The organism is Bacillus toyonensis BCT-7112 (assembly GCF_000496285.1).
Classification (GTDB): domain Bacteria; phylum Bacillota; class Bacilli; order Bacillales; family Bacillaceae_G; genus Bacillus_A; species Bacillus_A toyonensis.
Window position 1 is genome coordinate 627,427 of record NC_022781.1, and the last position, 13,340, is coordinate 640,766.

Below are 13,340 nucleotides of genomic sequence, written 5' to 3' on the forward strand. Positions count from 1 at the left end.
AATAAAAATAGCTACTCTTGAAAAGTTTCACATTTTATTTTAAATTAAATGCAATTTAATAAAATACACCTCTCATACATCACTGTTTTTTCGTTTATTGAGTCCGTTTGTTTTGTACAAAAAAAGCACCTAAATGGGCGCTTTTCACCGAATCATCTTTTTTTATATCTTTTTCTTCTGCTTCTTTTTACTTCCTTCATTTCTTCTTGCATAACTAGTTTTTCAAGGTATAAACGTACTAGCTTATAATCACTCTCTTTTCGCTGCTTTTCTTTCTCTTCTTTTTCTCTCTGCTCTCTTCTCTTTTCCTGCTCTTCCTGTTCTTTCTCTTTCTGCTCTCTTCTCTTTTCTTCTTGCTCTTTTTTCTGTTCTTTCTCTTCAATACATATGTCAACCAGTTTACTAAAGAAAATAATCTTACTATGCTTCTTTTTACCAGGTCTCAATACGAAAAGAATAAAAGTTATGATTGTAAAAATCCAGAAACCTGTTACGGTAAATCCACTAATCTGCATAGAATTAGTGGATCCATTAATCATCTTTGCATTAACGAAAAATCCAGTCGCAAGTACAGAAAATAAAACCGTAACAGCTGGTAGAATCATTGAATCCATTTTAAGTGGATCATGGTACTCAGATAAACTTTCTATTCTTGCTTTCACATACTTTAAATCATTTTTTTCTAACTCCATTAATTTATCCTTATTAGATAAACTATCAGTATCATTAGAAAACTCCTTGGTATGTACATAACTATCCACGATAAATTCAACAAATTTCTTATCTTTTTTATAAAGCAGATTTTTTTTAAAATCCTCTTGGTCCTGTTGTGTAAATTTAGACACTAGCATTCACCCTCAATTTCGACATTTAAAATTAATCAAAAGTAATACTATCTTTTTATCTAAATTTTAAAGTAATATTCAAAAAATGAATAGCAAAATCTTCACTATTACACTATCCTTGTATCTAAAGTTAATGAGAAGTAACCTTTTTTATAAATTCCTTTATATCACTTATGAATCTAGTATAGAAAACACTAAACTCAATAAGAAACACAAAAGCCACGACACTCACGCACCGTGGCTAAATATTTAAATGTAATTGGTCTTTTAGTCCTTATTGCGGATTCTTACCACCCATGCCAGTTCTCCAGTAACATTTTGATAAAGCGGCTATGATCATTGATTATGAGCGCATAGATACGTTATCCCCACGTTATGCTCTTTTCAAAGAACGAGTAACTGTAGGAATATCGTATCATCGATTCCAATGTAAAAAGGCACCTGATTTAGTGCCCAAAATAGTGCCCTAAAGGGCGATACTGGGCCGCCTGGCATTATTTCACTGACATTTAACCAAAGTGATAATACTGCAACTAGCCCAACTACCCTCGTATTACCAGCTATTAGTGTAGGCGTTAATGAAATAGTAAAGTTAGAAGGGGTTTTCCGAACTAATTATACTTCTCTAATTCCTCTCACAGAATTTAGTGTATCTTCAATTCTTATTCTGAAAAGAGATGCCTTTATTATTACGGTTCAGTCAGAATCTCAAGATAATATTCAAAAACCAGCGAATGTTTCAACTAATTGAACACACAATGTTTCAGTAGTCTGGATAGATACCCCTCCCCCGGCACTTATATATACAGTCTAAATCTGAATGCCTCGGGAATTGGTACATCAACTAACACTATTAATGAAAGTAATTTAACTGCTACAGTAATTAACATTTAAAGTTTAATTACAACGTTAATTTATTTTATCTTTTACGACTTTAAGTTGTACCCTTATGCTAGAAGAACTCCTAGCTTTTTTGTTCACCCAACACAATCTTACAGTAATTCCCTTTTATCAGAATATAGTGTGTAGCTGACTATAAATATTATGTTCACAGAAAAAAGGCCAACAATACAAGATCGTTAGCCTCTACTTTCCATATTCGCACCTTTTATCACTTTACTTCCTAACAACCGGAATCCACATTTCACCAAATAATAAGCCATTTCTCTGCCCCATCTCAACCGTTGTATTCGGTCCACCAACATAGGCAAAATCCTTTGCTTCTGGTAAAGCTTGACCGAAGGCGATGCCAGTAAGCTTATTACTTAGCTCTTCAGCCGTCTTACCTTCACCTTTCACTACTACATATTCCCCCTTAGGAAACTGAATCACTCTAGATTCTTCTTCTATTTGTGCTTCTGTCATGACACCCGCATAATACATCATTTTGTTATTCACCGCTTCGCTCACGGAAAAAATGTATTCATTTGTAGCTAAAGCTTTTAAAGTGTCCAGCCTTCCATCTTCTTTAACAGCCGACCAAAAGTCTTCCTTTTCTTTATTTATTCCAGCAAAGTCTGTGTATTCACTCTTAATTTCAGTTCCAATACCTAACACGATAAAGCTATCTTTTTCTTCTATAGTATAATTTTTCATATACAAAACCTGCCTCTTTTTTTATTAATCAAACGATTTATCTTTTCATCTGATACGTTTATAATACCTTTAAACCATGTCAAAAAATGATACTGTTTAGGAGACCAAAATGAAAAAAGTCGAACGGATTAATACAATTATGCGGTATATCAACAACCGCTCCCACTTTACAATTTCTGAAATCATACGAGAATTTAACATCTCACGATCGACAGCTATTAGAGACATTAGAGAAATTGAAGCTATGGGGATGCCACTTGTCGCTGAAGTTGGAAGGACCGGAGGATATTTTGTTATGCATAACTCTATCCTGCCCGTTGTTCGCTTTACTGATAATGAAGTGAAAGCTCTTTTTATTGCCTTTATGGCTACGAGGAATCAACAACTTCCCTATCTAAAAAGTCGTCAGTCATTAGCAGAAAAACTACTAGGACTCATTTCAGAAACCCAGCAAGATGACCTTGTTCTTTTAAATCAACTCTTGCTGTTTGAAGGGACTAACCCTCATAATCCCGATCTACTTGAGCTTTCTGACCTCCCCCATCCTATGTTAGAAAAACTCATTCAACTCCTTCTTTTGGATAACCATTTATTGATTACCATCAAAGAAGAAAAGGAAATCAAATCTTATCCAATTTATCTACTACACCTTTATCAAGAAAAAAGCCATTGGATCATTGAAGGGTTTGACTTAAAAGAAGAAAAGAAGATAATGTTTCCTGTCGATGACCTCACCAATATCGAACCATACACGACGAAAAAAAGGCTAAATAAGAAAAAGATTTTAGAAAAACTAAGTAAGAAGGACGAAATAATCAACTTGGTACTTGAACTTGGACCAAAAGCGATTGCCCAGTTCAAAAAATACCATCCTTTAAAAGGATCAATATCTTATACAAATCCTTACCAGTCTACAGCCATTTTAAAAACTTTTATCAATGTTAACAATCCCGATGAAGTGACGGAAATAACAAATTGGCTACTTTTCCTAGGGAAGGATATTAAAATCAGGGAAATACCCGATGAAGTATTAGCAGATTTACAAAAACGAGTGTGCTTATATATTCCATAAGCAGTGAGCCTCAAATATTAAGCTTTATCACTGGACAATCATCCTATTTTTAAATACCATTTCATTTACTACAATGAGAGCATGAAAAATAATAAAAGCACGGAAAATCTCCCGTGCTTTTCTAAACGTATATATTATTCCTGAAGGTTTCGTTTATCTCGTTTCTTACCCTAACTGACGTTTAAATGCTTTACTAGCAAAGAAGTAAGCAATAACCATGATTCCGACGCACCAAGCGAGGGCAATCCAAATATCGTTTCCAACAGTTCCTTCATATAATAGAGCACGAATCGCATTCACAATTGAAGTCACAGGCTGGTTCTCAGCGAACGCGCGAACAATTTTTGGCATCGTTTCGGTAGGGACAAAGGCCGAACTAATAAATGGAAGAAAAACTAGCGGGTACGAGTAAGCAGTCGCCCCTTCCATAGACTTCGCTTTCAATCCTGGAATGATAGCTAGCCATGTTAGCGCCAACGTAAACATCCCTAGTATCCCAGCTACTGCAAGCCAATCTAGAATATTAGCGCTGGAACGAAAGCCCATTAAGAGTGCAACAAGAATAACCACCACGATAGTAAGTACATTAGCAACAAGAGAGGTTAAAACGTGGGCCCACAATATAGATGAGCGCTTAATAGGCATCGTAATGAAACGTGCCATCAGCCCACTCTTTACATCCGTAAATAGTCGCACGGAAGTGTAAGCTACACCGGATGCGATAGCCATTAGCAAAATTCCCGGCAATAAATAATTGACGTAATTTTCCGTTCCTGTTTTTATTGCGCCGCCAAACACGTAGACAAATAATAGCATCATCATAATCGGTGTAATCGCTACCGTAATAATTGTATCCGGACTGCGCATAATGTTACGCATTAAACGACCTAGTAATACACCAGTTTTACTTTTCATTTACATCTCCTCCTTTTTACCGATAATCGCAAGGAAGATTTCTTCCAATGTCGGTTGCTTTTCGATATACTCCACTTTTGCCGGTGGGAACATCTCTTTTAGTTCAGCAAGAGTACCTGTCGTAATAATTTTTCCGCCATGCAAAATAGCGATACGGTCTGCCAGTTGTTCTGCTTCCTCCAAGTACTGAGTCGTAAGCAAAATAGTTGTACCGCTACTGGCAAGTTCCTTAACTGTATCCCACACTTCGATTCGCGCTTCAGGATCAAGTCCAGTCGTTGGTTCGTCAAGAAAAATAATTGCTGGCGCTCCAATCAAACTCATCGCGATATCAAGCCGGCGCTTCATTCCGCCTGAATACTGATCTGCCCTTTGGTTTGCCGCATCAGTCAGGCTAAATCTTGCAAGTAGATTGTCAGCAACTTGAGCGGGATTGGAAACACCACGTAACTTGGCGATCATTATCAAGTTTTCCCTCCCAGTAAGCATACCGTCTAAAGCTGCGAACTGCCCTGTCAAACTGATACTTTGACGAACATGATCTGGTTGACGCTGTACATCAAATCCGCAAATGCTTACTTCACCGCCATCTTGCTTCATTAGCGTCGAAAGGATGTTGACCGTTGTTGTCTTTCCCGCTCCATTTGAGCCTAGCAGCGCGAAAATTTCTCCACGCTGCACCTCAAAATCTACCCCTTTTAAAACTTCCTTGTCTTTAAAGGATTTTTTCAAGCCTTTTATAGAAATCGCTGCATTACTCATACTTTTTTCCTCCCTATAAAGTGAAACTTTAATCAGTGGGGGTTTTGTTCATCCCCCACTGATTATTAGTTGAATCAATCGGGCTTTTACGGGCAATTGATCCCCGACCTAACTTCTTTGCTTACGCTGAATTTTGAGGTGGGGGTCTTACTGCCCGTTAATGCGGGATAAAAATGTTTTGCGAAGATAATTTATTTACCTCTACCTATTTAGTATCACTGATATTCTGTATTACTTAGTACTGAGTTAAAAATATAACTGAATAGCTATGGTGGCAATTCATATGTGTAACCAGCTAATCAGTCGGTATTACTTATTCCATTTATTTTTTTCTCAATTTTGTCATAATACTTTCATTCAAATCTTCACGATACTTGGAGACGTAAGTTTTAGCGTTTGCCACTAGTTCGTCAGCAAAGGATGCCACGTCATCCCCAGTAATGTCAAGCACTTGTCTTCCTTCCGCTGCACCCGCTTCGAACAAATCGATTAATTCATACTGTATGTGTAACATATCCATCCCGTTACCCGCTGAGAAATTCCACATGTAGTTTTGAATTTTCTTAAATACAAATTGGTAGTCCTCTGGCAGAGCCTCAACTCGTGCCATCATCATTTTGTACTCTTTTTTATCACCAATTAACTTTTTAAACATTTCTAACATCTTATTTTCCTCCTTTTTTATAAAACCGAGCAAGAAATTCCCAAAGTATCGGCCGGAACATTTTATCTTATGAACCTATTTTGACTTCAAGACGTTAATTTTTGACGATACAAAATCCCATTTTTTCCAAAACAATTCAAGCTCCTGGCGGCCTTCTTCATTTAATGAATAAAACTTACGAGGCGGTCCCATATCTGATGGTTTCTTTTCAATATTCACAAGCTTTTTCTTCTCTAATCGTACGAGGATGGTATACACCGTACCTTCCACAACTTCGGTAAACCCAAGATCATTCAGGTGGCGGGTAATCTCATAGCCATACGTTTCACGGCGACTAATGATTTCCAGTACACACCCTTCCAGTGAACCTTTCAGCATTTCAGTTAAATTTTCCATGTCCTGATCCTCCTTTACCCCCTATTCTGTCTGACTTATATTCAGTATTACAGAGTACTAAGGCGAATTTTTTACTGAGTAGTTTTTTTGAATTCATACTATTCAGTATCACTTATTACATCTACATTGTATGACTAAGTAGTGATAGATGTCAACTGATTTTCAAATTTTTTCTAAAATCCGCTATTACCTATTGTCTACTGCAAATATTTTGAGAAACAACACTACTCAGTATTGCTTATCACAAGTACATTGTATGACTAAGTAGCGATGAATGTCAACTCGATTTTTATATTTTTTCTAAAATCAACTATTACCTATTCGATACAGCCTATTTTCTTTTTTTATTTTGCCCCATACCTATCCCACTAAGAAAAGAAAATACCCCAAAACAAAAATTCTACATTTTTATTTTGGGGCGCTATACTATACCAAAGTTAATGAATATGGCTAGCTCTTCTTATTAATAAGACAGATCATTTTTTATTACGATAACATCATAGCCATATCTTCTGCTGCATTTGTAATCAGTTTTAAACCGAATGTTTCTTGTAATACATCAAGTACGCCAGGTGAAATAAATTCAGGAGCCTTTGGACCGATGCGAATATCTTGAATTCCAAGACTAAATAGCCCGAGCAAAATGGCAACTGCTTTTTGTTCAAACCATGATAGGACAATACTTACTGGCAATTCGTTCACTTCACATTGAAAAGCATCTGCTAAAGCAGCCGCTATTTTCACTGTAGAAATGGAGTTGTTACATTGTCCTAAGTCAATGTAACGCGGAATTTCCGTGCCAGGTACAACACCGTAATCCACATCATTAAAGCGGAATTTCCCACAAGAAGTTGTTAAAATAACCGTTTCTGGCGGAAGTGACGTTGCTAATTCACGATAATATTCTCCGCCTTTTCCCGGTGCATCACAACCGGCGATAACAAAGAAACGCTTTATTTTCCCTTCTTTTACTGCATCAATAATTTCTGGAGCTAATGATAATACTGTATTATGATGAAACCCTGTAACTAACTGTTCATCCGACTCCATATGTACTTCTGGAAGTTCTAGCGTTTTTTGAATTAATGGTGTAAAATCATCATTTTCAATTTTTTGTATACCCTCTAAACCTGCAATGTCATATGAAAAGAATCGATCAGAGTACGAGCCTTTAATTGGCATAACACAGTTCGTTGTAGCTAATATGGCACCAGTAAATTTTTCAAAAAGGCGTCTTTGATCATACCATGCCTTACCGATGTTTCCTTTTAAATGTTTATATTTTTTCAGCTGCGGGTATCCGTGTGCTGGTAGCATTTCAGAATGCGTATAAATATTAATGTCTTTTCCTTCTGTTTGCTTTAATAGTTCTTCTAATGCAAATAAATTATGACCCGTAACTACAATTGCTTTACCTTCTACACGATTTTGTGTAATTTGTACAGGCTCTGGCACACCAAAATGATTCGTATGTGCCTCATCCAATAACTCCATCACCCGTAAAGCTGATTTCCCAACTTTCATAGCCATATCAATATGCTCTTGTTCGTTAAAATTAGAATTTGTTAATGTCATATATAAAGCTTCTTGTGTTGTAGCATCTACAAATGCATCCGTATACCCTAGCTGAGCAGCATGAGTACGATAAGCCGCAATTCCTTTTAGCCCAAACACAATCGTGTCTTGTAAACTAGCAATCGTTTCATTCTTTCCACAAACACCCATTACTTTACATCCGCCTGTTGGCGTTTGTTCACATTGATAACAAAACATATCATCCCACCCTCTCCCAATCATTCATTACACCTTAAGCATAATACCCATTGAAAAAAAGTGATGTGATATCAATCACAATAATATATAAAGATTTGTGACAGTTCATATTGTTGACATAATATTTTTATTGACACTAAAAAATATACATTAGTGTGTCCACATCTTTCGATACTTTTAAATAGCTAAATAATTAATTTGGAGAAATATATACAACGAAAAAAATTTTTGAATCCCTTGTACAAATAGTTGCAATTCATCACATATGAAAATAGATATAAAAATACGCTCTTCTTTCTATCATTCAATAGAAAGAAGAGCGTATTTTTAATTTTAAGGAACTGTCATTTTTTATTAAAGTCTTTATTGTAAACCTTTTTATTTACAATACATTTACACTATCTTAACATTATTTACATTATTTATATGATATATTTAAATAGAACCTACTTAAGAAATTTCATGTATATTGTATCTTTGTGATCTCTTATCTGATTGATAAAAAGATCATGTTATATTTTTATAGCAGGGGTGAATTAGGATGACTGAAACTTTAAAAACACTTATAATGCTTGATGCTACTTACGTTGTTATTGCAATTATGACGGTACTAGTATTTGTATACTTGGAATTAAAATCTCAGTAATATATGCTGGCATAATCGACAAATTCAGCATTTAAATATAGTTAGAAGAAAGAGAGGAGAAAATTATTTCTCCTCTCTTTCTTCTAACAATGTCTTATTTTAGTAAATCCAATGTATGTAAAAGTAACCCTTTGTCCCCTACATCACCATGACCAGGTACGACAGAATTCATATTTTTATATCGTTTCAATACATTTCCAATCGATACAGACCATTCATTTACGTACGCATCCGCCACATTTCCTAAATCTTTTGCTTCCGCAGATTTTACTAAACAGCCTCCAGCTAAAATTTGATATTGTGGCAACCAAACAACAATATTATCTTCTGTATGTCCTTTCCCTGGATAGAACGTTTCTACTTTTGTATTGCCAAACTTCAAACTCGTAATTGTTTGTAAATCTCCAAGTGGCTCTTCATATCCACTTTTCTTTGCTAGTTCCGCAGTTAATGCTGTACTATGTGCTTTAATGCCTCTTTCTTTCAACGTTGTTATTCCGCCAATTCGATCAGCGTGCGCATGTGTAATAATGACATCCGTTACCCGCTTCTTAAATTTCTTTTCTACCATCTCGATCAATTCCTTCGTTAATTTGTCATCCCAAGAAGAATCAACAAGTACTAATCCTTTAGAAGTAGTAAGAACTAGACCGTTCGAAGGAACCGCTTCTCCATTAAAATAACCTAACTCCGTATGAACCCATACATTTTTGTTTAACTGAGATATTGAAATAGTTCCCGTCTCATTTTTTATTACTTTTTGCTCTAGCTTTTGTTCTGCTTTCACAGAAGAAATTGTACTAATAAATTGAGTTATTCCTAGTAAACTAACACATACCCCTAATTTTAATAATGTATTCTTTTTCATTTTCTCCATCCTTCCTTTCAAACTAAATAGTTATTACCTATATTAGACAATTCATCTCCAATCTTTGTTCCATCATGTCTTACATATTTTTTTAGAAATAATAAAAAAGCGTACAAAATGTTGTACGCTTTAAAACTTAACCTTTCACTCCATAATTCTCAAACTCTTCCTCATTCCCATAAAATACATTCAAATCAATATACTTTTCTTTTCCATTATAACCGCTTAATTTCCCACGATTCGTGTATTGCCAAAACGTCCATTTTCTCTCATCAGATAAACTTGTTTTTGTAAGAACACTACGAATCCATATATCACATTTGGGATACCCATCCTTTATATACAAATCATATGCCTCTTGAGTTGCATACAATATTACTTTCTTACCGTAATGTTTTTCTAGCATTTCAATCATGACCGACAACTCTTTCGCAACATCTTCACGCTTAGGCGGATTATCTTTTTTGTTAGCGTAAAACTCAACATCAATTACGGGTGGCAGTGCTTGTTTATATTTTGGAACAGTTCGTATAAATTGCTCTGCTTGTGTTTCACCCTTACTATCGAAACTAAAAAAATGATACGCTCCGATGCGCATATCTGTCTTATTCGCATTCGTCCAATTTTTCGAAAAGTACTCATCCACAAACGAGCTTCCTTCAGTCGCCTTTATAAACGCAAACTTCATATTTTGCTTTTCCAACTCTCTCCAATCTATATCCCCTTGATACGATGCGACATCTACACCTTTTATTTCATACTTATCAGCACTTATTTGATTCGGAATGAATATGCCTTGAAAAACTAAGTAAACGACAACACTTATTACACTAATTAAAGTAAAGATTCCTCCTATAAAAAGATTCTTTTTCATTCATATCACCCATCTTTACAAATTAAAATTCTACTTACCATTCACGCTTTTTATTAATTTTCATTTTTTCTTCAAACGCCTTCTCTAAATCAACATTTAATTTATTTGCTAAATCACATACATTCCAAATTACATCAAACATTTCTAAACCGATCTCTCTTTTCGCATCTTGTATTGTATCACGCTTTAATATGACTTCCGCTAATTCACCTAATTCCGCCATCGTATATATGGTGCGCTCTTCAATTGTTGTATCTTGAAATCTTTTTTCTTTACTGAAATTTGATACATACCTCTGAAACTCCACAATATTCATACTTAATCTCCCCTCATTACCAATACTCCATTTTTCTATTACACTTAAAACCAAAATTATATTTTGTTAAATTATAACATTCGGACTATAATTTATTTATAGCCCATTAACGGAGGTGTTTGCAATGACTCTCTTCGCTTCCCCATCATTATTCATAGTGGCAATCCTTTCATTTGCACTAGCTTATTTCATTGGAGTAAAACAATACACTTGGCTCTTATCAGGATTCAACGAACGCCGCGTGCCTGATAAAGTGAAGTTATCAAAAATAGTTGGTCTTTATAATTTAGTTGCTGGTGTCATTGCCACAATCGGTAGTGTCTTCACTACTCCTAATGTCACGATCGTTATTCCTATCATTATAATTGGACACTTTATTATCGCCGCTTATGTAAATACACGCATGGTGCAGTGAAAAAAGATCACCCAAATGGATGATCTTTTTTATAATTTATCAACATATTGCTTCGCTTCTAGTAAGGAAAAACCAAAAGCTTCTCTTACTCTCTTAACTGCTGTAATTTTTTTGCCTTCTTCTACAAGCTGGCGTAGTTCTTTATTAATTTCAGGTTCTCTTTCTATAATTCCCATTTCTTTCGTAATTAATTGTAATCTATCTTCAATTCTCTTTAAACGCGCATCATTTTTCTTTTCAATTGTAGTTAATTTTTCAGCGATATAAATGAAACCAAAGGCTACTATCGGTATAACCATCCAGAATTCCATGAATGTTCCCCCTTACTAACTTTCATTTGTTTTATTTCACTAAATTATGTAAATTTTACCATATCAAACATTTAATGTATAATACTACTATATCAAACTGTTAATAAAACCTATTATTTTAGGGGGACACTTTATGAAAAGATTTTTAAATACGTTACTTCAATTTGTAGTTCTTTCAATCGTGCTACATTTATTATTTGATATAGTTGGTTGGCTTGTTTTCAATGCACCAATTAAAAACAAACAAATCATTATTTTTTTAATAACAATCTCATGGGTTATGTACATGTACCGAGACAAATTTTTTCAAAAGTTCACTTCAAACTAACTAAAAAGAAAACACTTCATTGGTGAATGACGAAGTGTTTTCTTTTTTTACTACTGTATAATAAAAATAATATTCTGTCTTTAAAGAAAGGAGTCACCATGAACTTAAAAAGTAGCAATATATACGAAAAAATGAATCAATATTCCGTTGCAGGTTTAAGCCTCGCTGTTATACGTAATGGCAAACTAGATGAAGCGACTGCCTTTGGAACACTTGAAGCTGGAACAACTAGAGCTGTTACTACAAATTCTCTCTTTAATTCTTGCTCTATCAGCAAATTCATCACTACAATGCTCGTACTAACATTATCAGAGCAAGGTATCGTATATTTAGATGAAGACGTAAATGATAAACTCACATCTTGGAACATTCCTACCAATCTATTTACTTCACAAAAAAGCATCACTTCGAGAAACTTATTAAGCCATCAATCTGGACTCATTGATCCACCTAATAGTTTTGAACATTATACACCTGCAAAAGGATTACCTAATATGTCTGAGCTCCTTTCCGGTAAAACACTATATTGCCCCGTACCTATAGAAGTAGCTTATAAACCAGAAAGTGAATTTCATTACTCGGACGCAAACTTTTGTATAATCGAGCTACTACTAGAAGATATTACAGGAAAATCATTTAATCAGTTATTAGAAGAACATATCTTCCAGCCACTACAAATGAAAAATAGTACACTCTTCTCTCCAAAAGACATAGATAAAACTGATGTTTTTGCTTGCGGCCATAATAAAGATGGAACTGTAGCAAATGAGAGATTTCCATTTTATCCATTCGCAGCTGCTTCAGGCATTTGGACAACACCAACTGACTTATCAGCTTTAGTTATTGAAATCATTCATTCCTTACAAGGAAAGGGCAAACTAAAACTTTCTCAAAAATTAGTAATAGACATGATTTCTCCTCAAGGTTGCTCAAAATGGACTGGATTAGGTGTTTTTCTAGATGATTCTAATGGAAAATTACAGGTTTATTCACTCGGATGGGGCGTTGGATTTCAATGTATGATGGTTTGTTATCCATACTGCGGGAATGGTGCTGTTATTATGACTAATTCCGATTTAGGTGTTCATCAAATGGAAGGGATCATTGGTGAGGTTGTAAAAACGTTATCCTTATAATGAAAATAAAGAAGCTGTTCCTTCCAGCTTCTTTATCTATATAACATTTTTCGCAACAATTTTTATATGTTCTGGTGCGATAATCTCCGTTATACTTTCTTGGAAATCTTCCCGCAACATTTCTTCCAAATGTTCTAACTGCACTTCAACATGTGTGCATTCTAAATTATGTATATTTAACAGTGCATAATGATCTTTTTTCTTAATTACTAAATATTGATTTTCCTCTGTCACAAGTACAGAACCTAATCGGACTCCTAGTAAGCGTTGATCATCAAACTTCATAATTACTTCTCCTTCCCTCATATAAACAAAACTACAATGAAAATAATTACATTTATGGAAAAACACGCTTATTTAGACTATATCATAATTTACTAAAATAGAAATATCTTTTTCTGTTTTAATAAAAATCCCTATTTT

General features: G+C 34.7%; 16 protein-coding genes. 4 read left to right on the forward strand and 12 right to left on the reverse strand.

Translation table 11 applies throughout. From position 1 onward, the window contains the following. Window positions 1–152: 152 nt before the first annotated feature. Together BTOYO_RS03230 and BTOYO_RS03235 are read right to left on the reverse strand one after the other, a co-directional pair. Window positions 153–845: a hypothetical protein gene (locus BTOYO_RS03230; RefSeq protein WP_000033278.1), complete on the reverse strand. Its 693-nt coding sequence runs from the start codon at window positions 843–845 to the stop codon at window positions 153–155. A gap of 1,116 nt (window positions 846–1,961) precedes the next feature. Then, complete coding sequence (locus BTOYO_RS03235; RefSeq protein WP_000801034.1) at window positions 1,962–2,441, reverse strand: GyrI-like domain-containing protein; 480 nt, start codon at window positions 2,439–2,441, stop codon at window positions 1,962–1,964. 109 nt (window positions 2,442–2,550) lie between these two features. Between BTOYO_RS03235 and BTOYO_RS03240 the strand changes: the two genes are divergently transcribed. Then, window positions 2,551–3,513 (forward strand): helix-turn-helix transcriptional regulator, encoded by a 963-nt coding sequence (locus tag BTOYO_RS03240; protein WP_000755055.1) that lies wholly within the window; start codon window positions 2,551–2,553, stop codon window positions 3,511–3,513. Window positions 3,514–3,678: 165 nt separating this feature from the next. Here the strand turns inward: BTOYO_RS03240 and BTOYO_RS03245 are convergent, their stop codons facing one another. The 8 genes from BTOYO_RS03245 to BTOYO_RS03280 all read right to left on the reverse strand — a co-directional run bounded on the left by BTOYO_RS03245 (window position 3,679) and on the right by BTOYO_RS03280 (window position 10,727). Further along, on the reverse strand, window positions 3,679–4,428 hold the full coding sequence (locus BTOYO_RS03245) for an ABC transporter permease (RefSeq protein WP_000837814.1): 750 nt from the start codon (window positions 4,426–4,428) through the stop codon (window positions 3,679–3,681). Continuing rightward, complete coding sequence (locus BTOYO_RS03250) at window positions 4,429–5,190, reverse strand: ABC transporter ATP-binding protein (RefSeq protein ID WP_000063311.1); 762 nt, start codon at window positions 5,188–5,190, stop codon at window positions 4,429–4,431. It abuts the gene before it with no gap. Between the two features lie 322 nt (window positions 5,191–5,512). Then, window positions 5,513–5,854: a DUF1048 domain-containing protein gene (locus tag BTOYO_RS03255; protein ID WP_000891987.1), complete on the reverse strand. Its 342-nt coding sequence runs from the start codon at window positions 5,852–5,854 to the stop codon at window positions 5,513–5,515. A 75-nt stretch (window positions 5,855–5,929) separates the two neighbouring features. Next, window positions 5,930–6,250, reverse strand: coding sequence for a PadR family transcriptional regulator (locus tag BTOYO_RS03260; RefSeq protein ID WP_000429488.1), 321 nt, complete (start codon window positions 6,248–6,250; stop codon window positions 5,930–5,932). Window positions 6,251–6,736: 486 nt separating this feature from the next. Continuing rightward, the gene (gene hcp, locus BTOYO_RS03265; RefSeq protein ID WP_002093521.1) at window positions 6,737–8,023 is read right to left on the reverse strand and encodes a hydroxylamine reductase; all 1,287 of its coding nucleotides are present in this window, start codon (window positions 8,021–8,023) and stop codon (window positions 6,737–6,739) included. A gap of 740 nt (window positions 8,024–8,763) precedes the next feature. Beyond that, on the reverse strand, window positions 8,764–9,537 hold the full coding sequence (gene bla2 / locus BTOYO_RS03270) for a BcII family subclass B1 metallo-beta-lactamase (RefSeq protein WP_000742460.1): 774 nt from the start codon (window positions 9,535–9,537) through the stop codon (window positions 8,764–8,766). A 136-nt stretch (window positions 9,538–9,673) separates the two neighbouring features. Continuing rightward, window positions 9,674–10,411 carry a glycoside hydrolase family 25 protein gene (locus BTOYO_RS03275; protein WP_000739854.1) on the reverse strand — a complete coding sequence of 246 codons (738 nt, stop codon included), beginning with the start codon at window positions 10,409–10,411 and terminating at the stop codon, window positions 9,674–9,676. Window positions 10,412–10,445: 34 nt separating this feature from the next. Then, complete coding sequence (locus tag BTOYO_RS03280) at window positions 10,446–10,727, reverse strand: MazG nucleotide pyrophosphohydrolase domain-containing protein (protein ID WP_001028138.1); 282 nt, start codon at window positions 10,725–10,727, stop codon at window positions 10,446–10,448. A gap of 124 nt (window positions 10,728–10,851) precedes the next feature. Between BTOYO_RS03280 and BTOYO_RS03285 the strand changes: the two genes are divergently transcribed. Then, window positions 10,852–11,142, forward strand: a complete 291-nt coding sequence (locus BTOYO_RS03285) for a DUF3784 domain-containing protein (RefSeq protein WP_000171769.1) — start codon at window positions 10,852–10,854, stop codon at window positions 11,140–11,142. A gap of 29 nt (window positions 11,143–11,171) precedes the next feature. Here the strand turns inward: BTOYO_RS03285 and BTOYO_RS03290 are convergent, their stop codons facing one another. After that, window positions 11,172–11,453, reverse strand: coding sequence for a hypothetical protein (locus BTOYO_RS03290; RefSeq protein WP_000397728.1), 282 nt, complete (start codon window positions 11,451–11,453; stop codon window positions 11,172–11,174). Window positions 11,454–11,586: 133 nt separating this feature from the next. On the opposite strand from BTOYO_RS03290, the gene BTOYO_RS03295 reads away from it, so the two are divergent. Both BTOYO_RS03295 and BTOYO_RS03300 read left to right on the forward strand, forming a co-directional pair. Continuing rightward, complete coding sequence (locus BTOYO_RS03295) at window positions 11,587–11,781, forward strand: hypothetical protein (protein WP_000819659.1); 195 nt, start codon at window positions 11,587–11,589, stop codon at window positions 11,779–11,781. Window positions 11,782–11,879: 98 nt separating this feature from the next. After that, window positions 11,880–12,917 carry a serine hydrolase domain-containing protein gene (locus BTOYO_RS03300; RefSeq protein ID WP_001050191.1) on the forward strand — a complete coding sequence of 346 codons (1,038 nt, stop codon included), beginning with the start codon at window positions 11,880–11,882 and terminating at the stop codon, window positions 12,915–12,917. A gap of 36 nt (window positions 12,918–12,953) precedes the next feature. On the opposite strand, the gene BTOYO_RS03305 is transcribed toward BTOYO_RS03300, so the two are convergent. Then, window positions 12,954–13,202 carry a hypothetical protein gene (locus tag BTOYO_RS03305; protein WP_000666948.1) on the reverse strand — a complete coding sequence of 83 codons (249 nt, stop codon included), beginning with the start codon at window positions 13,200–13,202 and terminating at the stop codon, window positions 12,954–12,956. Window positions 13,203–13,340 lie beyond the last annotated feature (138 nt).

Coding starts and splice junctions, on each gene's coding strand:
- BTOYO_RS03235 (WP_000801034.1), bottom strand. CDS start 2,441: ATGAAAAATTATACTATAGAAGAAAAAGATAGCTTTATCGTGTTAGGT.
- BTOYO_RS03240 (WP_000755055.1), top strand. CDS start 2,551: ATGAAAAAAGTCGAACGGATTAATACAATTATGCGGTATATCAACAAC.
- BTOYO_RS03245 (WP_000837814.1), bottom strand. CDS start 4,428: ATGAAAAGTAAAACTGGTGTATTACTAGGTCGTTTAATGCGTAACATT.
- BTOYO_RS03250 (WP_000063311.1), bottom strand. CDS start 5,190: ATGAGTAATGCAGCGATTTCTATAAAAGGCTTGAAAAAATCCTTTAAA.
- BTOYO_RS03255 (WP_000891987.1), bottom strand. CDS start 5,854: ATGTTAGAAATGTTTAAAAAGTTAATTGGTGATAAAAAAGAGTACAAA.
- BTOYO_RS03260 (WP_000429488.1), bottom strand. CDS start 6,250: ATGGAAAATTTAACTGAAATGCTGAAAGGTTCACTGGAAGGGTGTGTA.
- hcp (WP_002093521.1), bottom strand. CDS start 8,023: ATGTTTTGTTATCAATGTGAACAAACGCCAACAGGCGGATGTAAAGTA.
- bla2 (WP_000742460.1), bottom strand. CDS start 9,537: ATGAAAAAGAATACATTATTAAAATTAGGGGTATGTGTTAGTTTACTA.
- BTOYO_RS03275 (WP_000739854.1), bottom strand. CDS start 10,411: ATGAAAAAGAATCTTTTTATAGGAGGAATCTTTACTTTAATTAGTGTA.
- BTOYO_RS03280 (WP_001028138.1), bottom strand. CDS start 10,727: ATGAATATTGTGGAGTTTCAGAGGTATGTATCAAATTTCAGTAAAGAA.
- BTOYO_RS03285 (WP_000171769.1), top strand. CDS start 10,852: ATGACTCTCTTCGCTTCCCCATCATTATTCATAGTGGCAATCCTTTCA.
- BTOYO_RS03290 (WP_000397728.1), bottom strand. CDS start 11,453: ATGGAATTCTGGATGGTTATACCGATAGTAGCCTTTGGTTTCATTTAT.
- BTOYO_RS03295 (WP_000819659.1), top strand. CDS start 11,587: ATGAAAAGATTTTTAAATACGTTACTTCAATTTGTAGTTCTTTCAATC.
- BTOYO_RS03300 (WP_001050191.1), top strand. CDS start 11,880: ATGAACTTAAAAAGTAGCAATATATACGAAAAAATGAATCAATATTCC.
- BTOYO_RS03305 (WP_000666948.1), bottom strand. CDS start 13,202: ATGAAGTTTGATGATCAACGCTTACTAGGAGTCCGATTAGGTTCTGTA.